Origin of the sequence: Pseudomonas sp. CC6-YY-74 (assembly GCF_002025205.1) — a bacterium.
GTDB lineage: Bacteria > Pseudomonadota > Gammaproteobacteria > Pseudomonadales > Pseudomonadaceae > Aquipseudomonas > Aquipseudomonas paeninsulae.
Window position 1 is genome coordinate 4,267,977 of sequence record NZ_CP019947.1, and the last position, 20,608, is coordinate 4,288,584.

The 20,608-nt window shown below is 63.5% G+C and carries 17 protein-coding genes; 8 read left to right on the forward strand and 9 right to left on the reverse strand.

What is annotated here, in order from left to right; all coding sequences use genetic code 11:
* Positions 1 to 474 precede the first annotated feature (474 nt).
* On the reverse strand, positions 475 to 1,413 hold the full coding sequence (locus B2D37_RS19410; RefSeq protein WP_079204247.1) for a choline ABC transporter substrate-binding protein: 939 nt from the start codon (positions 1,411 to 1,413) through the stop codon (positions 475 to 477).
* 414 nt (positions 1,414 to 1,827) lie between these two features.
* Here B2D37_RS19410 and B2D37_RS19415 point away from each other — a divergent pair, with 414 nt between their 5' ends.
* Positions 1,828 to 3,207, forward strand: a complete 1,380-nt coding sequence (locus B2D37_RS19415) for an L-serine ammonia-lyase (protein WP_079204248.1) — start codon at positions 1,828 to 1,830, stop codon at positions 3,205 to 3,207.
* 474 nt (positions 3,208 to 3,681) lie between these two features.
* Positions 3,682 to 4,785, forward strand: a complete 1,104-nt coding sequence (locus B2D37_RS19420) for a GlxA family transcriptional regulator (protein ID WP_079204249.1) — start codon at positions 3,682 to 3,684, stop codon at positions 4,783 to 4,785.
* Between the two features lie 125 nt (positions 4,786 to 4,910).
* On the opposite strand, the gene B2D37_RS19425 is transcribed toward B2D37_RS19420, so the two are convergent.
* From B2D37_RS19425 to B2D37_RS19460, 8 genes are all read right to left on the reverse strand, one after another.
* Positions 4,911 to 5,156, reverse strand: a complete 246-nt coding sequence (locus B2D37_RS19425; protein WP_079204251.1) for a hypothetical protein — start codon at positions 5,154 to 5,156, stop codon at positions 4,911 to 4,913.
* Positions 5,157 to 5,262: 106 nt separating this feature from the next.
* Positions 5,263 to 6,042 (reverse strand): electron transfer flavoprotein subunit beta, encoded by a 780-nt coding sequence (locus B2D37_RS19430; RefSeq protein ID WP_079204252.1) that lies wholly within the window; start codon positions 6,040 to 6,042, stop codon positions 5,263 to 5,265.
* Entirely contained in the window at positions 6,032 to 7,255 is a 1,224-nt protein-coding gene (locus tag B2D37_RS19435) for an electron transfer flavoprotein subunit alpha/FixB family protein (protein ID WP_079204253.1), read from the reverse strand. Before B2D37_RS19435 ends, B2D37_RS19430 begins: the two co-directional genes overlap by 11 nt.
* On the reverse strand, positions 7,255 to 9,216 hold the full coding sequence (gene dgcB / locus B2D37_RS19440) for a dimethylglycine demethylation protein DgcB (RefSeq protein ID WP_079204254.1): 1,962 nt from the start codon (positions 9,214 to 9,216) through the stop codon (positions 7,255 to 7,257). The genes B2D37_RS19435 and dgcB overlap by 1 nt, the downstream gene beginning before the upstream one ends.
* A 118-nt stretch (positions 9,217 to 9,334) precedes the next feature.
* Positions 9,335 to 11,395 (reverse strand): dimethylglycine demethylation protein DgcA, encoded by a 2,061-nt coding sequence (gene dgcA, locus B2D37_RS19445; RefSeq protein ID WP_079204255.1) that lies wholly within the window; start codon positions 11,393 to 11,395, stop codon positions 9,335 to 9,337.
* Between the two features lie 100 nt (positions 11,396 to 11,495).
* Positions 11,496 to 12,026 carry a 4-vinyl reductase gene (locus B2D37_RS19450; RefSeq protein ID WP_079204256.1) on the reverse strand — a complete coding sequence of 177 codons (531 nt, stop codon included), beginning with the start codon at positions 12,024 to 12,026 and terminating at the stop codon, positions 11,496 to 11,498.
* A gap of 148 nt (positions 12,027 to 12,174) precedes the next feature.
* The gene (locus tag B2D37_RS19455; RefSeq protein WP_079204258.1) at positions 12,175 to 13,152 is read right to left on the reverse strand and encodes a dipeptidase; all 978 of its coding nucleotides are present in this window, start codon (positions 13,150 to 13,152) and stop codon (positions 12,175 to 12,177) included.
* 219 nt (positions 13,153 to 13,371) lie between these two features.
* A complete protein-coding gene (locus B2D37_RS19460) occupies positions 13,372 to 14,328 on the reverse strand; it encodes a GlxA family transcriptional regulator (RefSeq protein WP_079204259.1) in 957 nt (318 codons plus the stop codon).
* Positions 14,329 to 14,552: 224 nt separating this feature from the next.
* On the opposite strand from B2D37_RS19460, the gene choX reads away from it, so the two are divergent.
* The 6 genes from choX (at position 14,553) to B2D37_RS19490 (ending at position 20,259) form a co-directional block, all read left to right on the forward strand.
* Complete coding sequence (gene choX, locus B2D37_RS19465) at positions 14,553 to 15,491, forward strand: choline ABC transporter substrate-binding protein (RefSeq protein ID WP_079204260.1); 939 nt, start codon at positions 14,553 to 14,555, stop codon at positions 15,489 to 15,491.
* A 97-nt stretch (positions 15,492 to 15,588) separates the two neighbouring features.
* Positions 15,589 to 16,476: a 3-keto-5-aminohexanoate cleavage protein gene (locus B2D37_RS19470; RefSeq protein WP_079204261.1), complete on the forward strand. Its 888-nt coding sequence runs from the start codon at positions 15,589 to 15,591 to the stop codon at positions 16,474 to 16,476.
* Positions 16,477 to 16,594: 118 nt separating this feature from the next.
* Positions 16,595 to 17,560 (forward strand): L-carnitine dehydrogenase, encoded by a 966-nt coding sequence (locus B2D37_RS19475; RefSeq protein ID WP_079204262.1) that lies wholly within the window; start codon positions 16,595 to 16,597, stop codon positions 17,558 to 17,560.
* A gap of 87 nt (positions 17,561 to 17,647) precedes the next feature.
* The gene (locus B2D37_RS19480; protein ID WP_079204263.1) at positions 17,648 to 18,430 is read left to right on the forward strand and encodes an SDR family oxidoreductase; all 783 of its coding nucleotides are present in this window, start codon (positions 17,648 to 17,650) and stop codon (positions 18,428 to 18,430) included.
* A 72-nt stretch (positions 18,431 to 18,502) separates the two neighbouring features.
* Positions 18,503 to 18,991, forward strand: coding sequence for a thioesterase family protein (locus tag B2D37_RS19485; RefSeq protein ID WP_079204264.1), 489 nt, complete (start codon positions 18,503 to 18,505; stop codon positions 18,989 to 18,991).
* Positions 18,992 to 19,071: 80 nt separating this feature from the next.
* Positions 19,072 to 20,259, forward strand: a complete 1,188-nt coding sequence (locus B2D37_RS19490) for a gamma-butyrobetaine dioxygenase (RefSeq protein ID WP_079204265.1) — start codon at positions 19,072 to 19,074, stop codon at positions 20,257 to 20,259.
* The last annotated feature ends 349 nt before the right edge of the window (positions 20,260 to 20,608 follow it).

The window sequence follows — 20,608 nt, forward strand, 5'->3', positions numbered from 1 at the left end:
AAAGGTCATAGGCGTTGCTTGGTCATGCTGATGAATGAGCATTGCTGTGCCGTGTCGCAAACTGCTTTCCAAACCCTCTGGCAGAGTAACGAAGGCCAATCCGTTGGGATTTCACATCTCTTCCTGAAATGCGCGTACATCCGAAATTTTCTTGTTGGGCTGGCACCCGATTGAGGTGGCCAGCGCTATGTAATCTTCGGTCCAGAGTGTGGGAGCTCTGGTCTGTCGACCCGGCTAAGAGTCGACAGTGACGAAATCGGCTGGCTCAACGATATAGTCTTCGAATCGCCGCGATTGTCGGTTTGCGACCCTGACGTGTTGCGCGGCGACATGGCGATCGCTTTAAAAACCATACCACAACTAATTAACTATAGACCCAAGCCACAACCCGCGCCGGGCCTGCATTACAGCCATGAAAGGGGGGGGTAGCCACCATGCGCTGGGGGCTGTGGCGGAATCGTAAATATTTGAAAACTATGGCTCTTTGCTGCTACTCGACGGCATTTTTACCGCACTGCCGTCGCGCCGAGTGACCCCCTGCAGCCATTGACTGACCACCTCTGGGTTGGCCGCCAGCCAGGCCTTGGCTTCGCGCCTGCGGTTGGTGCTCTGGTTGAGAATGCCCTCCATCAGGTGGTTTTCCATCGCCAGACTGAAGCGCAGGTTGTGCAACAGTCGACCGACGTTTGCACACTGCTCGGTATAGCCCTTGCGCACGCTGGTGTAGACCGTGGCGCCACCGTAATCGGGGCCGAAGTAATCGTCGCCACCACTCAGGTAGTGCATCTGCACCTGATTGTTCATCGGGTGCGGTTCCCAGCCGAGAAACACCACCCATTGATTGAGGTGCTCGGCGCGTTTGACTTGAGCGAGCATGCTCGATTCGCTGGACTCCACCAGGCTGAAATCGCCCAGGCCGAAGGCATTCTTGTCGATCATTGACTGGATAAGCTTGTTGCCGTCGTTACCCGGCTCGATGCCGTACAGCGTGCCGTCGAGTTCCTTGTTGAATTTGGCCAGGTCGCTGAAGCTTTTCAGCCCGCCTTCGTAGGCTGGCTGATTGACCGCCAAGGTGTACTTGGCCCCCTCCAGGTTGGCGATCACGGTTTCCACCGCGCCGCTGTCCAGGTAAGGCCTGATGTGGGCCTCTGAGGTGGGCATCCAGGTGCCGAGGAACACGTCGATCTGCTTGTCCTGCAAGGCTTTGTAGGTGTCGGGTACCGACAGGCGCTTGACCTGGGTGCGGTAGCCCAGGTCGTTGAGTACCACGCGGGTGACGGCGGTGGTGGCGGTGATGTCGGTCCAGCCGACGTCGGCGAAGCGCACCAGGTCGCAGGTCACGGGTTCAACGGCATGGGCCAGCAGTGGGGTGCTCAATGCGAGCGTGAGCAGACAGTGCTTGTGCAATTTCATGGGCATATCCATTAGCCGGGTGACGGGGTCCCTTCGGGATCCCTGAGCATGCACCTGGTGAAACACACGGCTTCTGACCGGCACATGGGCATCGGATCATTACGCCAGAGTCGGATGGTTGCCTATGTGGCAGGTCGCGGCTGGGACGCTGCTGTCGCATTCGGCAATGCGCCGCCCGGAAATTGTGCGCCGAGTCACGGGGTGGCGGTTTCGCGGCGTTGTGCAGCCGCCCAGCAGGCGTCCAGCTGTTACTGGGTTAATCCATCTGCGTCAGGTATGCCGAGTGCGCCTCCATTCGGCACCCGGCTAGTCACCCTGACGGCTTTGGACATGAACGAGTCGGTGTGGGACGTCGGTAGTTCGTGCAAATCCCGATGATGGCCGCAAAGCGGGAATGCGAGCGGGAGATTAATAGTGGCTATCAGTGTGTTTGACTTATTCAAGATCGGTATCGGGCCTTCCAGCTCGCATACCGTCGGCCCCATGCGCGCCGCCGCGCTATTTACTGGCGCGCTGCGTGAGCGTCACCAGCTTGAGCGGGTGCAACGCGTGGAAGTGCGCCTGTATGGCTCGTTGTCGGCTACCGGCATCGGTCACGGCAGCGACACCGCGGTGATCATGGGCCTGATGGGCGACTGGCCGGACCAGATCGACCCGGCGAACATTGCGCCACGGATTGAAGCACTGCGCAGCAGTGGCACCTTGCAGCTGGATGGCCGTTTGCCGATTGCCTTCGACTGGCAGCGCGACATGTTGCTGCTCGAAGAAAACCTACCCTATCACCCGAATGCCATGACCCTGACGGCCTTCGCGGCCGACGGCAGCGAGCTGAGCAGCGGCACCTATTATTCGGTCGGCGGCGGTTTTGTGGTCGATGCCGAGCAGGCGGCCACCGGTCAGCTGGACCAGGATCACACCCTGTTGCCATACGACTTCTCCAGTGGCGACGAATTGCTGCGCCTGTGCAAAGAGCATGGGCTGCGTGTGTCCGAATTGATGATGGCCAACGAGAAGGCCTGGCGCAGTGAGGCGGAGATCCGCAGCGGCCTGATGCGCCTGTGGCAAGCCATGCGCGACTGTGTCGAACAGGGTCTCAAGCACGAGGGCATTCTGCCCGGCGGGCTCAACGTCAAGCGCCGCGCCGCCAAGCTGCACCGCAGCCTGCAGGAAATGAGCAAGCCCAACGTGATCGGCTCGACCCTCAGTGGCATGGAGTGGGTCAACCTGTTTGCCTTGGCGGTCAACGAGGAGAACGCCGCTGGTGGGCGCATGGTCACCGCGCCAACCAACGGCGCGGCTGGCATCATCCCGGCGGTGCTGCATTACTACGTGCGCTTCAGTCCGGCCGTTAGCGAAGCCGATGTGGTCGACTACCTGCTGGCCGCAGCGGCTGTGGGCATCCTGTGCAAGAAGAACGCCTCGATCTCCGGCGCCGAAGTCGGTTGCCAGGGCGAGGTCGGTTCGGCCTGCGCGATGGCCGCGGCTGGCCTGGCGGAGATTCTCGGTGCCACCCCGGAGCAGCTGGAAAACGCCGCCGAGATCGGCCTGGAACACAACCTCGGACTGACCTGCGACCCGGTTGGCGGGTTGGTTCAGGTGCCGTGCATCGAGCGCAATGCGATCGCCGCGGTGAAGGCGATCAACGCCGCACAGTTGGCTTTGCGCGGCGACGGCGAGCACTTTATCTCGCTCGACCGGGTGATCCGTACCATGCGCGACACTGGCGCCGACATGCACGATAAGTACAAGGAAACCTCACGCGGTGGCCTGGCGGTCAGCGCCATCGAGTGTTGAGTGCTGCTGCTCGACCTGCTGGCTAGGCGGGGTCGATGTCGGCCATGACCAGCCCGCTCGCGTCCCTTTGAGGGGCGCTTGCGCGCTTTTGGTGCGCGTCCGCCTGGACGCGTGCGCTGGCCACCGTGACCGCCAGGTCACGTGGCCTGTTACCGGTTGGTTACTGCGGTTATTCCCACAAGTAACGCGGTGACATCGAGGGTTTCGGCAAGTGCTACCGAAATGCTCATGAGGCTCGTCCCACGGGTTCTCGCGGTCGCAAACAGAATGCTTATGTCGCTCCTGCCAAAGCCCTGTGGCACGGGCCTTGGATAAAGCCTCGAATTTATATTGAACGCCCCAACAATCTAGGCACGGCCTTTGCGTAGTTAATCGAGCCGATCTGGGGCTGCCGTTTACCAGAATCAGAAAAATAGAGCCTCGCCATGATTGAAGGCTCAACACCGTGCTTTGCTTTGCGTGAGGGTTTGATTTATGTCGCAGTTCGCTCCAGGGGCGCAGCCCCAGAACCCTGTTCCCCAGGCCATCGGTTTTCTCCTGCTGGATAACTTCACCCTGATTTCCCTGGCTTCGGCGGTCGAGCCCCTGCGCATGGCCAACCAGCTCTCCGGCAAGGAGCTGTACCGCTGGCATACCCTGACCCAGAGTGGCTTGCCGGTGCGCGCCAGCGACGGCCTGCAGATCACCCCGGACGCCGGCCTGAGCAATGCTCCGGTGCTGGATGCGGTGATCGTCTGCGGCGGCGTGGATATCCAGCACAGCGTTACCCGCGAGCACCTGCACTGGCTGCAGGTGCAGGCGCGCCACGGTCGGCAAATGGGTGCGGTGTGCACCGGTAGTTGGGCCTTGGCCAAGGCCGGCCTGCTCGATGGCCACGACTGCAGCGTGCATTGGGAATTCCTTGCCGCCATGCAGGAAGCTTTTCCGCGTGCGGCCGTGACCACCCGGCTGTTCTCCATCGACCGCAAGCGTAATACCTCGTCCGGCGGCACCGCGCCGATGGACATGATGCTGCACCTGATCGGTCGTGAGCATGGCCGCGAGCTGGCGGCCGGCATCTCGGAGATGTTCATCTACGAGCGCATCCGCAATGAGCAGGATCACCAGCGTGTGCCGCTCAAGCACATGCTCGGCACCAACCAGCCAAAGCTGCAGGAAATAGTCGCGCTGATGGAAGCCAACCTGGAAGAGCCGATCGATCTCGACCAGTTGGCGCTGTATGTCGACGTATCCCGTCGCCAGCTCGAGCGCCTGTTCCAGAAATACCTGCACTGCTCGCCGTCGCGCTACTACCTCAAGCTGCGCCTGATCCGCGCGCGTCAGCTGCTCAAGCAGACCTCGATGTCGATCATCGAAGTGGCTTCGGTCTGCGGTTTTGTCTCCACTCCGCACTTCTCCAAGTGCTACCGCGAATACTTCGGCATCCCGCCGCGCGACGAGCGCTCCGGACAGCGCTCGGGCAACGTAGTGGCCTTGGTGCCGCTGCCGGAAGACCTGATGCGACCTTCCTCGTCCAGCGCTATGGAGGCACTGACCCGCGCCCAGGGCGAGTCGACCTTCGCCAGCGTGCGGTTGTAGCGGGAGGTCCTGCGTAGGATGGGTGGTCAGCGATAGGTGTGGCCGTCCCGACTTATGTAATGACGGTTTGCCGGAAAGCCGAAGGGGCGCTCAAAGCGCCCCTTTTTCATGTCTGCACCTTGCTCTCAGCGCGGCACCAGCGCTGGCAGCAGGGTGCGCGAGATCGCCTCGCGCACGGTCGGCAGCAGGGTGGCGCTGCCGCCCAGCAGTTGCTCGACCAGACGGCGCAGGGCCAGCGCTCGCTCCGGGTTGAGGCCGCTCACCGCCTGTTGGCAGGCTTGCTCGGCGCTGGCGCCATGCGGGATGGGAAAGCCCAGGGCGACCAGGCGCTCGCGAAAATCCTCTTGGTCGATCAGGTCGGCATGCATCATGGTTCAATTCTCCGTTGGCGCTGCGTCGGTTCGGCATGGGTCGCGCTGCGCTCAACCTGCGCGGCCCGATCCCATCCTGGATAGTGCAGGTAGTGGCGGCAATGCTTTAGCGCAGCATGCCTTCCTCGACCAATAGCTTGAAGATAGCCTCGGCGCCAGCTTGCGGCGAGACATCTTTGAGCACCTGGCCGCCACCGCCGGAAGCCTTGGCGGTTGCCGCTTTCATCCGTTCGGCGCCGGTCTTGGCCTTGATCACCTTGAGCCGTTTCGGTCGCGGCCGGGCGGGTTGGAAGCGGGCTTCGGCGAGCAGGCTATCGTCGACGATGGTCTGTTCGCAAGCCTGCAGCTGGCCGCGCCGGGCCGGGCCGAAGGCGCTCTGGCGGGCAGCCGGCGCGGCGTTGTCGACGCAGGCAATAAACGGCAAACGCACCTTCAGCCGACGGCGTTGGCCGCGGGGCAGTGCTTGCAGCACCTGGGCCATGCCGTTCTCGATCTTCTCCACTTCCGCCAGGCCGACCACCAGTGGCCAGCCCAGTTGTTCGGCCAGGAGGAAAGGCAGCATGCCCGAGCCTTCGCCGGTTTCCGCCTGACTACCGGTGAGCACCAGTTGGGCGCCGGCATCCTGCAGGTAACTGCTCAGCAACGGCAGCGCATCGCCGTGGCTGGGTTGCTCCAGTACGGTCAGCTCGCTCAGGCCCATGCCCAAGTAGGCGCGCAGGGTTTCGTCCGCCGGGTCGCCCGCGTGCAGCACCTGCAGTTTGTCGCCGGCCAGGCGTAGGCCCAGCTCGACCGCGCGCGCGTCCTGCTCGGCGCGGCGAGCGCGGCCGGAGGTCGGATGCGCGCCGATGGAAACCAGGGTGATGATGTTCAGGTTGTTAGGCAGCATCACGTGCGCCTCCTTGGCGATAGGCGGTAACCCGCTCGATCAGCGCGGCGAGGATCGCCGCCGAATCGCCGATTACCGAAAGGTCGGCCCGTTTGATCATGTCGCAGCCCGGATCCAGGTTGATCGCGATTACCTTGTCGCAGGCGCCGATGCCTTGCAGGTGCTGGATGGCGCCGGAGATGCCCACGGCCATGTAGACCCGCGCGGTGACCCAGGTGCCGGTGGCACCGACCTGGCGGTTGCGTGGCATGAAGCCGTCGTCCACCGCCACCCGCGACGCGCCTTCGGTGGCGCCGAGGGCGACGGCGGCGCTGTGAAACTGGGTCCAGTCCTTGACCCCATTACCGCCGGAGAGGATGAACTCGGCTTCGGCCATGGGGATCAATGCCGGGTCGACTGCCACGGCGCCGAGGTCCTCGATGCGCGGCAGGTTGCGCGCGATCGGGTCGCGCAGTTCGACCCGCTGCACTGCATGGCGGGTGTCGCTGACCGGCTCGGCGCATTCGACGGCGGCCAGGATCAGCCGCGGCGCACTGCGCACCAGGTCTTCGCGGCCGGCCCCGGCGCGACCGATGCACTGGCCCTCGGTGACCTGCCAGACCCGCGTGGCCGGACGCTCGGCGAGTTTGGCGGCCAGCCGGCGGCCGAGTTCGCCGCCGCCGGTGCGGCTGTCCGGCAGCAGCCAGTGGCGTGGTGCCAATTGGCTTTCCAGCGCACTGAGGGCCAGCACCCGTTGCTCGGGGGCATAGCCTTCGTACAGCTCGCCTTCGATGTGCAGCAGGCGGTCGACGCCGGCGCTGTCGAAGGCGCTTTCCTTGTGCTCGCCGAACACCACCGCGACCACGGCGCCATCGCTGCCGGCCAGCTTGTTGGCCAGGCCGAGCAGGTCCTTGTCGTGGCTGCTCAGGCGGCCGCCGATCATGTCCGGCACCACGGCGATATAAAACGCCGGTTGCTCGATCACATGCAGCGGTAGTTGCACCACTGCACTGGCGGTTGTGCGCTTGCCGCTGCCGCCTTGTTGGGCGCCACTACGGTCGATCCGTTTGAGCCCGTTGGGGCCGATGAATCCGAGCGCGTGGGGGTTCTTGCGGACGAGGCCGTTGGGCCCCATCCAGCTGGTCTCAGCCTTCTGCATGGCCGCGTGTAGCGGATGCAGGCGGTTGCGGGCGATCCATTCGGCCCGCGGGTCGCGGCGGATGATGTCGCTCATCAGTGCACCTCCAGAGCTTCAAGCTTGGCCGGAACGGGCTTTTTTGCCGGGGCGGGGGCCTCGAGCAACACGTCTGCCACCAGCTCGGCGATGTCCTTGATCTGTGGCCGCGGTTCGACCACGCCTTCGAGCATCGCGGTGCACTGCGGGCAGCCCACGGCGACCAGTTCGGCGCCAGTTTCCTGAATGTCGACCATGCGCATGTCGGGAATCCGCTGCTTGCCGGGGATGTCGGTAATCGGCGCGCCGCCACCACCGCCGCAGCAGCGCGAACGGAAGCCGGAACGCTCCATCTCCTTGACCTCGATGCCAATCGCCTTGAGCACCGCGCGCGGGGCTTCATATTCGCCGTTGTAACGGCCCAGGTAGCAGGGGTCGTGATAGGTGACACTGCCGCCCTTGTGTTGGCCGAGATTGAGTTTCTGGCCGCTGATCAGCTCGTCCATGTAGGTGCTGTGGTGCAGCACCTGATAGTGGCCGCCCAGTTCGCCGTATTCGTTTTTCAGGACGTGGAAGCTGTGCGGGTCGCAGCTGACAATCTTGTTGAACTGGTACTGGCTCATGGTGGCGATGTTGCGTTTGGCCAGGGTCTGGAAGGTCGCTTCGTCGCCCAGGCGCCGGGCTACGTCGCCGCTGTCGCGTTCTTCCAGGCCGAGTACGGCGAAGTCGACGTTGGCCGCTTTGAGTACCTTGACGAAGGCGCGCAGGGTGCGCTGGTTGCGCATGTCGAAGGCGCCGTCGCCAACCCAGAACAACACGTCTACCGACTTCTTCTCGCTCAGCAGTGGCAGGTTGAGGTCCGCTGCCCAGTTCAAGCGGCCGCCGGGAGCGAAGCCGCCGGGGTTGTCGGTGGCAATCAGGTTATCCAGCACCTCGGCGCCCTTGTTCGGCGTGGCGCCTTTTTCCAGGGTCAGGTGACGGCGCATGTCGACGATGGCATCGACGTGCTCGATCATCATCGGGCATTCCTCGACGCAGGCGCGGCAGGTGGTGCACGACCACAGGGTTTCTGCATCGACCAGCGCCTTGCCGTTGAGGTTGACGATCGGCAAGTGCGGGCCACCGCTGTGTTCGCCAATGGCCTGGCCAGGGTAGGGCGAGCCGGCGAACTTGGCGTCAGTACCACCCGCCAGGCCGACCACCATGTCCTGAATCAGCTTCTTCGGGTTCAGCGGCTGGCCGGCGGCGAAGGCCGGGCAGGCTGCCTCGCACTTGCCGCACTGCACGCAGGCGTCGAAACCGAGCAGTTGGTTCCAGGTGAAATCGCTGGGTTTTTCCACGCCCAGCGAGGCCTTGGGGTCGTTCAGGTCCAGGGCTTTCAGGCCAGTCGAACGGCCGCCGCCGAAGCGCTCGCTGCGGCGGTGCCAGGCCAGGTGCAAGGCGCCGGCGAAGGCGTGCTTCATCGGCCCGCCCCAGGTCATGCCGAAGAACAGCTCGGACACGCCCCAGGCCACGCCGACCGCGAGGATCACGGCGAGGATCCAACCACCGAAACCTTCCGGAAGAATCCCGGCCACCGGCAGGGTGGCAATAAAGAAGCTCACGGCGAACATCAGCAGGCTTTTCGGCAGGCGCATCCACGGGCCTTTCGACAGCCGCGCGGGCGGGTCGAGGCGGCGCTTGGCGACGAACAGCGCACCGACGAACATCAGCACGCAGGCGCCCAGCAGGGCGAAACCGAGGATCCGGCTGTGCAGGCCGAAGCCGTGTACCAGGATCGCCAGTGCGGCAGCCAGGACGAAGCCACCGGCGGTGGCCACGTGGGTCTTGGACATGTATTTGTCGCGCTCGACCACATGGTGCAGATCCACCAGGTAGCGGCGTGGCATGGCCAGCAGGCCACCGAGCCAATCGACCTTGGCCGGTTTGCCGCGGCGCCACATGAGGAAACGCTTGCCGGCACCGAGTACGGCCAGGCCGAGTGCGGCGAACAGCAGAATAGGGAGTAGGGTGTTCAACATCTGATGGTCCTCACGGAGCCCGTGCTGGAGACAGTTCCCGTGGCAGGGGCTTTAGCCGCGACGCTTTGCGATCAAGCCGTCGCGGCTAAAGCCCCTCCCACAGAGGTAGGCGGCTAGGTCAGAAGTCCTTGCACAACCGCAGGGCGTCGTAGATCGCCGCATGGGTGTTGCGTTGGGCCACGCAGTCACCGATGCGGAACAGCAGATAGCCGTCGCCGGTCTCGGACAGGCAAGGCTGCGGCTTGATCGCGAACAGCGCTTCAACGTCGATCTGGCCCTTGTTACGCGAACCTTCCTTCAGAGCGTAGTAAAGGGTTTCGTCCGGACGTACGCCGTTCTCCACCACCACCTGATCGACCACGCGTTCTTCCTGGGCGCCGGTGTATTCGTTCTCCAGCACCGCCACCAGCTTGTCGCCCTCGCGGTAGACCTTTTCCAGCATCATGTCGCTGGTCATGATCACACCCTTCGGGTACATGCTGCGGTAGGCCGTCGGGAACGAGGTGCCGCCCATGCCTACACCCGGCTTGATGTCGTCGGTGACGATCTCGACCTGACTGCCCTTGTCGGCGATGAAGTCTGCGACCGACATGCCGGTGAATTCACAGATGGTGTCGTACACCAGCACGTTCTTGCCCGGTGCGACCTTGCCGTCGAGGACATCCCAGCTGCTCACTACCAGGCCTTCGGCCGCGCCCCAGTGCTCGTTCTGCTCGAGGAACGGATGACCGCCGTTGGCCAGCACTACTACATCCGGACGCAGGTCCATGATGCTCGCGTGATCGGCACCAGTGCCCAGGCGCAGGTCGATTTTCAGGCGCGCCAGTTCCAGCTGATACCAACGGGTGATGCCGGCGATCTGGTCACGTTGTGGCGCCTTGGAGGCCGTGGTGATCTGCCCGCCAAGTTGGTCCTTCTTCTCGAACAGGGTGACATCGTGGCCACGTTCGGCCGCGACGCGCGCCGCTTCCATGCCGGCTGGACCACCACCGACTACCACCACCTTGCGCTTGACGCCGGTGGTCTTCTCGATGATGTGCGGCAGGCCCATGTATTCACGCGAGGTCGCGGCGTTCTGGATGCACAGCACGTCCAGGCCCTGGTACTGGCGGTCGATGCAGTAGTTGGCACCGACGCACTGCTTGATCTGGTCGACCTGGCCCATCTTGACCTTGGCGATCAGGTGCGGGTCGGCGATGAACGCGCGGGTCATGCCGACCATGTCGACGTAACCGCCTTCGAGGATCCGGGTGGCCTGGTTCGGGTCCTTGATGTTCTGTGCGTGCAGCACCGGAATCTTGACCACTTCCTTGATCCCGGCCGCCAGATGCAGGAACGGCTCGGGCGGAAAGCTCATGTTGGGGATAACGTTGGCCAGGGTGTTGTGGGTGTCGGCGCCAGAACCCACCACGCCCATAAAATCGAGCAAGCCGGTGTCATCGTAGTACTTGGCGATCTGCTTCATGTCCTCGTGGGACAAGCCATCCGGGTGGAACTCGTCGCCGGAGATGCGCAGGCCCACGCAGAAATCGTCACCGACTTCCTTGCGCACGGCCTTGAGCACTTCCAGGCCGAATTTCATCCGGCCCTCGAAGGTGCCGCCCCATTCGTCGGTACGCTTGTTGACCCGTGGCGACCAGAACTGGTCGATCATGTGCTGGTGCACGGCCGACAACTCGACGCCGTCCAGGCCGCCTGCTTTGGCCCGGCGCGCGGCCTGGGCGAAGTCACCGATGATGCGCCACATCTCTTCCGGCTCGATGGTCTTGCAGGTCGCGCGGTGTACCGGTTCGCGGATGCCGGACGGCGACATCAGGGTCGGCCAGTCGAAACCATCCCAGCGCGAGCGACGACCCATGTGGGTAATCTGGATCATGATCTTGGCGCCATGCTTGTGCATGGCGTCGGCCAGGTTCTGGAAGTGCGGGATGATCCTGTCGGTGGACAGGTTCACCGAGCTCCACCAGCCATGGGGGCTGTCGATGGAGACCACCGAGGAGCCGCCGCAGATGGCCAGGCCGATGCCGCCCTTGGCCTTCTCTTCGTAGTACTTGACGTAACGCTCGGTGGTCATGCCGCCGTCGGTGGCCATGACCTCGGCGTGCGCGGTGGACACGATACGGTTACGGATGGTCAGTTTACCGATCTGGATCGGCTGGAACATTGCTTCAAAAGCCATTACGGCATCCTCACGGTAAGCGGCCTAGCGGTCTCTGTGGGAGGCGCTTTAGCGGCGATGCTGTCGCGGCTAAAGCCCCTCCCACGGACGGTTGTTTTGATCAGAGTGGCTTGACGATGAACAGGCCGTGGTCGTGGCCTTCTTGCGAAGCACCGTGGACCTGTTCGGCCACCGTGCGGATCGAGCTGCCCTGGGCGGCCAGGATCTGATCCATGGCGCCGGCGAACCAGCCGGTAAACATGTAGTCGACCATGCGCCCGCACTGGCCGTAGACGTAGACGAAAGCGGAGTGATCCAGGCGCACCTCGCAGGTGCCTTTGTCGAGGTCGATCGATTGGGTCTTGAACAGGCCCCAGCCGCGTTGCGACAGGCGCTTCATGTAATGCTCGAACACCGCCACACCGGACAGGCCGTGGCACTCGGCTTCCTTCTCACACCAATGCCAGGCGGACTTGTAGCCGGCCTTGTAAAGGATCTCGGCATAGGCGTCGGCGCCCAGCACTTCCTCGATGCCAATGTGGTTGTTGACGAAGAAATGCCGCGGCACATAGAGCATCGGCAGGGCGTCGGTGGTCCAGACGCCGGTTTCGCTGTCGACTTCGATGGGCATTTCGGGTGCGTGGGTGGTCATGATGTTCAGTACTCCAGAATCTTGTTTGATTTGTGGGAGGGGCCGGGCGGCGTTCCGCTTTAGCCGCGCTGCTCTCAAGAGCGCTGCCCCTTCGGGGCAAGTCGCGGCTAAAGCCCCTCCCACATTCGTTCGTGCCATGTGTAGGGGTTTATTCGCCCCAGACGTCTTTCAATACGCGGACCCAGTTCTCGCCCATGACCTTGCGCACGGTGCGCTCGGGCATGCCGCGCTTGAGCAGGGTCTCGGTGAGGTTGGGGAATTCACCAACAGTACGGATGCCCAGCGGGTTGACGATCTTGCCGAAGCTGGTCAGACGGCGGGCGTAGCCCTTGTCGTGGGTCAGCCACTCGAAGAAGTCCTGGCCGTGGCCCTGGGTGAAGTCGGTGCCGATACCGATGGCGTCTTCGCCGACGATATTCATCACGTACTCGATGGCCTCGGCGTAGTCGTCGATGGTCGAGTCGATGCCCTTGGCCAGGAACGGCGCGAACATGGTCACGCCGACGAAGCCGCCGTGGTCGGCGATGAACTTCAGCTCGGCGTCGGACTTGTTGCGCGGGTGCTCTTTCAGCCCGGACGGCAGGCAATGCGAGTAGCACACGGCTTTCTTCGACTCGAGGATGACTTCCTCGGACGTCTTGCTGCCGACGTGGGACAGGTCGCACATGATGCCGACCCGGTTCATCTCGGCGACGATCTCGCGGCCGAAGCCGGACAGGCCGCCGTCGCGCTCGTAGCAGCCGGTGCCAACCAGGTTCTGGGTGTTGTAGCACATCTGCACGATGCCCACGCCGAGCTGCTTGAACACCTCGACGTAGCCAATCTGGTCCTCGAACGCGTGGGCGTTCTGGAAGCCGAAGAGGATGCCGGTCTTGCCCTGGGCCTTGGCCGCGTGGATGTCGGCGGTGGTACGCACCGGGATCACCAGGTCGCTGTTGTCGCGGATCAGCTTCTGACTGGCGGCGATGTTGTTGACCGTGGCCTGGAAACCTTCCCATACCGAAACCGTGCAATTGGCCGCGGTCAGGCCGCCCTTGCGCATGTCTTCGAACAGTTCACGGTTCCACTTGGCGATGATCAGGCCATCAATAACGATGCTGTCGGCGTGCACTTGTGCTGGGCTCATTCGGCTGTCCCCTTTGTCTGCTGTCGCCAAACCCGGTGTTGGCGCTTTGTGGGGAGCATATCCCTGGGGGGCGGGGCGACCCGGTGCAAAAACGACTGGGGTATTGCCGAAAGCGTCAATGCCAGGTCGCGAACGGATAAGCCGTCGGCAAGGCCGCTTGTGTCGGGTGGGCTTTCGCCCACCGACAGCCGAGCAGCGAACGCGGGCTGAAGCCCGCTCTTAAGGGAGTGAGGCCGCCGGATGCTCGTGACGATCCTGGCTGGGGCACGTGGCGAAGCGCACGCGATAGCAGCGGGAGAAATACGAGGAGGATTCGAAGCCGCAGGCCAGGCCGACTTCCAGTACGCTCAGGTCGGTCTGGCGCAGCAACTGGCGCGCCTTGTCCAGGCGCAGGGCCAGGTAGAAGTTGGACGGGGTTTCGTTCAGGTGCTGGCGGAACAGGCGTTCCAGCTGGCGCGGGGTGACCTTGATCAGTTCGGCGAGTTGCTGGGAACTGAGTGGTTCTTCGCTGTGGCGCTGCATTTCACCGATGACCTGTACCAGCTTCTTGTTGTGCACGTCATAGCGGCTGGCGATCTGCATGCGCTGATGATCCTGGCGCGTGCGGATGCGGCCGAGGACGAATTGCTCGGACACCGCCAGCGCCAGCGCTTCACCGTGGTCGCGGTCGATCAGGGTGAGCATCAGGTCGAGGCTGGCGGTGCCGCCGGCGCTGGTGATGCGCTTACCGTCGATTTCGAACAGTTCCTGGGTGACCGCCAAGCGTGGATAGCGCTCCTGAAAGGCTTCGATGGCTTCCCAGTGCAGGGTCAGCTGCTGCCCGGCAAACAGCCCGGCTTCGGCCAGGACGAAGCTGCCGGTGTCGATGCCGCCCAGGGTTGCCCCTTCGCGCTCGACCCGATGCAGCCACAGTGACAGGCGGTGGTCGAAAGTCGCCAGGGGCTGGAAGCCGGCGACCACGAACAGGCTGTCGCCGGCCGCCGGCAGTTCCAGGGCGGTATCGACGTTGAGCGACATGCCGTTGCTGGCCTCCACCGCGGCGCCATCCAGGCTGAGCAGGCGCCAGCGATAGAGCTCGCCGCGAAAGCGATTGGCCACGCGCAACGGCTCGATGGCCGACATCAGGCCCATCATGGAAAAGCCGGGCAGCAGGAGAAAGCACAGGGTCTGGGGCATGGCTGGGTTCCGCGAAGGCTGGTCGTTACTAAAAGGCAGAAGAGCTCTCAGTACAAGCAATAAGGTCGTTACTGTTCAACAGCTGGTCGTTCTAGTTCGTTTTTTAACCGGTAGCGCTGCGTAATCTGACCCCATCGGGCGCACTCAGGCCTGAGTACGGGACGGGGCGTCAGCGCTCCGGGAGAACAACAAGGAAAACCCTAACGCCATACGAGGGCGCATTGATGAAAAGTTTCAAGGTAATCGCCGGTTGCTGTTTGCTCGGTCTGTTCAGCTCGTCGCTATTGGCCGCCGAACAGGCCAGCTGCCAGAAGGCACGCATCGGCATGGTTGGCTGGACCGACGTGGTCGCCACTACCGCCGTGGCCAGTACCCTGCTCGAAGGCTTGGGCTATGCAACCACCCAGACCCAAGCCTCACAGCAGATTGTCTTTTCCGGCATCCAGCGTGACCAACTCGACTTCTTCCTCGGTTACTGGAAGCCGTTGATGGACGACAACATTGCGCCGTTTCTCGCCAAGAAGTCGGTCCGGGTGCTCAGCGAACCGGGTCTCTCCGATGGCATCTCCAGCCTGGCGGTGCCCAGCTATACCGCCGAGGCGGGCCTGAAGACCTACGCCGATATCGCCAAATTCAGGGAGCAACTGGACGGCAAGATCTATGGCATCGATCCGGGTACCGGGGCCAACACCACGATCAAGAAAATGATCGACAGCAACCAGTTCGGCCTCGGCGGCTTCGAACTGATCGAGTCGAGCGAGTCGGCCATGCTCGCCGCGGTCAGCCGTGCGACGCGGAGCAAGAAGCCGGTGGTGTTCTTCGGCTGGGCACCGCACCCGATGAACATCAAGATGGACGTTACCTACCTGACCGGCAGTGAGGACGTATTCGGCGCCGATGAAGGCCTGGCCACCGTCTGGACCGTCACCGCGCCAGACTACGCCCAGCGCTGCCCCAATATCGACCGTCTGCTGAGCAATCTGCGCTTCACCGCCGCCCAGGAGGGTCAGATGATGGCGCCGATCATGGACCGCGAAGAGCCCAAGGACGTCGCGCGCAAGTGGCTGAAGGAAAACCCGCAGGAGCTGCGCAAGTTCCTGGCCGGGGTGACCACCTTCGATGGCAAGGATGGCGTCGCCGCCGTGCAGGCCGCGCTCAAGTAAGACCGGCCCGTTCCACACACTCCCCAATCAATCGCCGTGTCGTGCGCCCCTCCTGGGCGCCCGGCACCCATTCGCCTCGAATAAGGATGGAAACTCCATGAACTACGAAGTCATTGTCACCTGTGCAGTCACCGGCGCCGGCGATACCGTTGGCCGTCATCCGGCCATTCCGGTCACCCCCAAGCAGATCGCCGACGCCGCCATCGAAGCCGCCAAGGCCGGTGCCACCGTCGCCCACTGCCATGTGCGTGACCCCAAGACTGGCAAGGGCAGCCGCGATCTGGCCTTGTACCGCGAGGTAGTCGAGCGCATCCGCGAGAGCGACACCGACGTGATCATCAACCTTACCGCCGGCATGGGCGGTGATCTGGAGATCGGTCCGGGCGAGCAGCCCATGGAGTTTGGCGCCGGCTCCGACCTGGTCGGCCCGTTGACCCGCCTGGCGCATATCGAGGAGCTGCGCCCGGAGATCTGCACCCTGGACTGCGGCACCCTGAATTTCGGCGACGGTGACTACATCTACGTCGCCACCCCGGCGCAACTGCGTGCCGGTGCCAAGCGCATCACCGAGCTGGGGGTCAAGGCCGAGCTGGAAATCTTCGACACCGGTCACCTGTGGTTCGCCAAGCAGATGATCAAGGAAGGCCTGCTGGACGATCCGATCTTCCAGATCTGCCTGGGCATCCCATGGGGCGCTCCGGCCGACACCACCACCATGAAGGCCATGGCCGACAACCTGCCGGCGGGCGCCACCTGGGCCGGCTTCGGCATCGGTCGCCTGCAGATGCCGATGGCCGCCCAAGCCATGCTGCTCGGTGGTCACGTGCGGGTCGGCCTGGAAGACAACATCTGGCTGGACAAAGGAGTACCGGCGACCAACGGCAGCCTGGTCGAACGCGTCGTCGAAATCATCCAGCGCCTCGGTGGCAGGGTTCTGACCCCGGCCGAAGGCCGCGCCAAGATGAAGCTCAAGCCGCGCGGCTGAGCTGATCTAGACGGGGCGATCGCGGTCGCCCCGGACTTATTCGCCGCCCGGATAGCATCCCAAACAAATTGAATCGCCCCGCCCGAATCCAATTCGGGCAAGCCAAGCAGGAGCCATCATGGCCTTTGTCACCGAACTGAAAACCTTCGCCGCCCTCGGCACCGGCGTGATCGGCGCCGGCTGGATCGCCCGCGCCCTGGCCCATGGCCTCGACGTTGTGGCCTGGGACCCGGCACCTGGCGCCGAAGCGGCGCTGCGTGAGCGCATCGCCAACGCCTGGCCGGCGCTCAAGCAGCAAGGCCTGGTGCCCGGTGCTTCGCCCGAGCGCCTGCGTTTCGTCGACAGCATCGACGAGTGTGTGAAGAACGCCGACTTCATCCAGGAAAGCGCTCCCGAGCGTCTGGAGTTGAAGCTCGACCTGCATGCCAAGATCAGCGCCGCGGCGCGGCCCAACGTGCTGATCGGTTCGAGCACCTCGGGCCTGCTGCCCAGCGAGTTCTACGCCGACGCCGTGCACCCCGAGCGCTGTGTGGTCGGTCACCCGTTCAACCCGGTGTACCTGTTGCCGCTGGTGGAAGTGGTTGGCGGCCAGAAGACCGCGCCGGAAGCGGTACAGGCCGCCATTCAGGTGTATACCAGCCTGGGCATGCGCCCGCTGCACGTGCGCAAGGAAGTACCGGGGTTTATCGCCGACCGTCTGCTCGAGGCGCTGTGGCGCGAGTCGCTGCACCTGGTTAACGATGGCGTCGCCACCACCGGCGAGATCGACGATGCGATCCGTTTCGGTGCCGGCCTGCGCTGGTCGTTCATGGGCAGCTTCCTGACCTACACCCTGGCGGGCGGCAATGCCGGCATGCGTCACTTCATGGCCCAGTTCGGCCCGGCGCTGAAACTGCCCTGGACCTACCTGGAAGCGCCGGAGCTGACCGACGGCCTGATCGACAGCGTGGTGGAAGGCACCACTGAGCAGCAGGGCCAGCGCAGCATCGCCGAGCTGGAGCGCTACCGTGACGATTGCCTGATGGCGGTGATGGACGCGATCAAAGCAACCAAGGCCAAGCACGGCTTCGACTTCGCTGATTAAGGTGCGCGGCCCCTGGGTTGAATCCAGGGGCCGGCTCGGCAGTTGCCGCGTGGTGCTACCACGCGCATTTCTGATGCGGGAGGCGTGATGTTTGAGGATCTGCAACAACAGCGAGTGATGATCACTGCCGGTGCCTCGGGTATCGGCCGGGCGACGGCCCTGGCGTTTCTCGCCGCCGGCGCCCGGGTGCATCTTTGCGATATCAATGCTCAGGCGCTGGAAGCGCTGCTCAGCGAACATCCGCAGCTCAGCGGCTCGCTGATCGACGTCGGCGACGAGGCTCAGGTCGAGCGTTTTTTCAGTGAGGGCCTGGATGCCCTGGGCGGAATCGACGTGCTGGTCAACAATGCCGGTATCGCCGGTCCTGCCGGCCACCTCGAAGGGCTCGACAGCCTGGCTTGGCGCAGCACCTTCGACGTCAACCTGCACTCCACCTTCTACTGCTGCAAGCTCGCGCTACCGCTGATGAAGGCCGCGCGCAGCGGCTGCATCATCAACATTTCCTCCAGCGCCGGGATCATGGGCTACCCGTTGCGCACGGCCTATGCAGCGGCGAAGTGGGCTGTCACCGGGCTGAGTAAATCCCTGGCCATGGAGGTGGGCGAGTTCGGTATCCGGGTCAACGCCATCTGCCCTGGCTCGATCAGTGGCGCGCGCATGGACGGGGTGATCGAGCGCGAGGCCAAGGCCAGTGGCAAGCGCGCGGATGACGTGCGGGCCGCCTACGTCAGCCAATGCTCGCTGAAGACCTTCATCGACCCCGAGGACATCGCCGCCATGATCCTGTTCCTGAGCTCCAAGGCTGGCGCCAAGATCACCGGCCAAGCCCTGAGCGTCGATGGTGACACCCATACCCTGGCCAATGCCTGAGTCCCGCACCGGCTTTAGTCCAACTATTACCACGCCGTGCGGCAAGCCGCCGCCGGCCCAGGAGCCTAACCGATGTCCAGCGCTCAACCCCTGACCACTTACCAGACCGAGATTCTTCCGGAGTGGGTGGATTACAACGGCCATCTGCGTGATGCCTTCTACCTGCTGGTCTTCAGCTTCGCCACCGACGCGCTTATGGATCAGCTGGGCCTCGACGAAGCGGGTCGCACGCGCACCGGGCATACCCTGTATACCCTGGAGTGCCACCTGAACTACCTCGACGAGGTCAAGCTCGGTGAGGCGGTCGAAGTGCGCACTCAACTGCTGGCTCACGACCGTAAACGTATGCACATCCACCATAGCCTGCACCGGGTAGGCGTGGCCGCTGCGCTGGCCGAGAGCGAGCAGATGTTGATGAACATCGACACCCGCACTTCGCGCTCGGCGACCTTCGACGAGCAGGTGCTGCAGCAGGTACTGGCGTTGGCCGAGACCCATCGTGATCTGCCGTCCCCTGCCTGCGTTGGCCGGGTGATCGGCCTGCCGCCGGCCAGGGCATAGACCCGCGATCGAGCCTGAGTCCTTCTATCCCAGCAGCGTGAACAACCACACTATTTGAAGCATCCCGCCCGGAGATCGCCATGAACGCTGTAGACCCCTCCCTCGACGCTGCGCCAATCGCCGATTGGCGCAGCTACCCGATCAGTACCGGCCTGGTTGGCCTTAGCTCCACTAGCGACAGCCTGGAGGTCACCTGGAGCGATGCTCGAACCAGCCCCTTCCATCACCAGTGGCTGCGTGATAACTGCACCTGCAGCCAGTGCGTTTACAGTGTGACCCGCGAGCAGCTGTTCGAGATCGTCGATGTGCCGCCAGAGTTGCATCCCCAGCGCACCCGCATCGACCAACAGGGGCACCTGCTGATCGACTGGCAGGATGGTCACCACAGTCGCTTCCATCCCGGCTGGCTGCGCGCCCATGCCTACGACGACGCCTCTCGGGCCGAGCGTCGCGCGCTGCGCCCACAGAGCCGTTTATGGGGCGCCGAGATGGGCGAGCAACTGCCGCAGTTCGACTACCAGGCGGTGATGGAAGATGACGCCGCGCTGCTGCAGTGGCTGCTGGCGGTGCGTGACATCGGCCTGACCCAGCTACGCGGTGTGCCGACCTCCGAGGACGTCTTGCCAGTGCTCGCCAAGCGCATCTCCTTCATTCGCCAGAGCAACTTCGGCGTGCTGTTCGATGTGCAGTCCAAGGCCGACGCCGACAGCAATGCCTACACCTCCTTCAACCTGCCGCTGCACACCGACCTGCCGACCCGCGAGTTGCAGCCGGGTCTGCAGTTTCTGCATTGCCTGGTCAACGATGCCACGGGCGGCGAGAGTGTCTTCGTCGACGGTTTCGCCATCGCCGCGGCCTTACAGCAGGAGGCGCCTGAGCTGTTCCAAATCCTCTGTGACACGCCCATCGAGTTCCGCAACAGGAGCCGCACCAGCGACTACCACCGTATGGCGCCGATCATCGGCCTGGACGCCTACGGCGTGATCAGTGAGATCCGCATGGGCAACTTCCTGCGGGGCGCCTTCGATGCACCGGCAGAGCGCATGCCGGCGCTGTATAGCGCTTACCGGCGGTTCATCGAGATGACCCGCGAACCGCGTTTCCGTGTGCAGCGCAGGTTGGATGCGGGGCAACTCTGGTGCTTCGACAACCGCCGTACCTTGCATGCCCGCACTGAATTCGACCCGGCCAGCGGTGCCCGTCACTTCAAGGGCTGTTATGTCGATCGCGACGAGCTGCTCTCGCGGATTCATGTGTTGCAACGCTAGGGCGCTAACGCGCAGGCCAGGCATAACCCTGTCCTGCGATCTGCGTGCAGCGGCGCCCGTTTATGACTCTGGCCAGAAACGGATAAATATACCGAGGGCAAAGGCCGTGTTTTTATTGCTTTCGCTGACGTTGCCGCTTCATAACAATGCTTTTCGTATCGTTTTGGCCGAATTTTGCCTGATACGGCCGCTTCGAACTGCAGCCGCAGACTTGAAGGACGGATTACCCAAACCACGCACACGCGTGACTAGCAGCGAATGCCTCGCACGTGTTTATTCAGGCCGCAATGGAACGCGTCGAACGACACCAAGTACTGCGGAAAGATCAACAACCTGGGCGGCGAAACTT

Bases quoted from the DNA above. Each gene is read 5' to 3' on its own strand.
- B2D37_RS19410 (WP_079204247.1), bottom strand. From the start codon at position 1,413: ATGAAATTGCACAAGCACTGTCTGCTCACGCTCGCATTGAGCACCCCA.
- B2D37_RS19420 (WP_079204249.1), top strand. From the start codon at position 3,682: ATGTCGCAGTTCGCTCCAGGGGCGCAGCCCCAGAACCCTGTTCCCCAG.
- B2D37_RS19425 (WP_079204251.1), bottom strand. From the start codon at position 5,156: ATGATGCATGCCGACCTGATCGACCAAGAGGATTTTCGCGAGCGCCTG.
- B2D37_RS19430 (WP_079204252.1), bottom strand. From the start codon at position 6,042: ATGCTGCCTAACAACCTGAACATCATCACCCTGGTTTCCATCGGCGCG.
- B2D37_RS19435 (WP_079204253.1), bottom strand. From the start codon at position 7,255: ATGAGCGACATCATCCGCCGCGACCCGCGGGCCGAATGGATCGCCCGC.
- dgcB (WP_079204254.1), bottom strand. From the start codon at position 9,216: ATGTTGAACACCCTACTCCCTATTCTGCTGTTCGCCGCACTCGGCCTG.
- dgcA (WP_079204255.1), bottom strand. From the start codon at position 11,395: ATGGCTTTTGAAGCAATGTTCCAGCCGATCCAGATCGGTAAACTGACC.
- B2D37_RS19450 (WP_079204256.1), bottom strand. From the start codon at position 12,026: ATGACCACCCACGCACCCGAAATGCCCATCGAAGTCGACAGCGAAACC.
- B2D37_RS19455 (WP_079204258.1), bottom strand. From the start codon at position 13,152: ATGAGCCCAGCACAAGTGCACGCCGACAGCATCGTTATTGATGGCCTG.
- B2D37_RS19460 (WP_079204259.1), bottom strand. From the start codon at position 14,328: ATGCCCCAGACCCTGTGCTTTCTCCTGCTGCCCGGCTTTTCCATGATG.
- choX (WP_079204260.1), top strand. From the start codon at position 14,553: ATGAAAAGTTTCAAGGTAATCGCCGGTTGCTGTTTGCTCGGTCTGTTC.
- B2D37_RS19470 (WP_079204261.1), top strand. From the start codon at position 15,589: ATGAACTACGAAGTCATTGTCACCTGTGCAGTCACCGGCGCCGGCGAT.
- B2D37_RS19475 (WP_079204262.1), top strand. From the start codon at position 16,595: ATGGCCTTTGTCACCGAACTGAAAACCTTCGCCGCCCTCGGCACCGGC.
- B2D37_RS19480 (WP_079204263.1), top strand. From the start codon at position 17,648: ATGTTTGAGGATCTGCAACAACAGCGAGTGATGATCACTGCCGGTGCC.
- B2D37_RS19485 (WP_079204264.1), top strand. From the start codon at position 18,503: ATGTCCAGCGCTCAACCCCTGACCACTTACCAGACCGAGATTCTTCCG.
- B2D37_RS19490 (WP_079204265.1), top strand. From the start codon at position 19,072: ATGAACGCTGTAGACCCCTCCCTCGACGCTGCGCCAATCGCCGATTGG.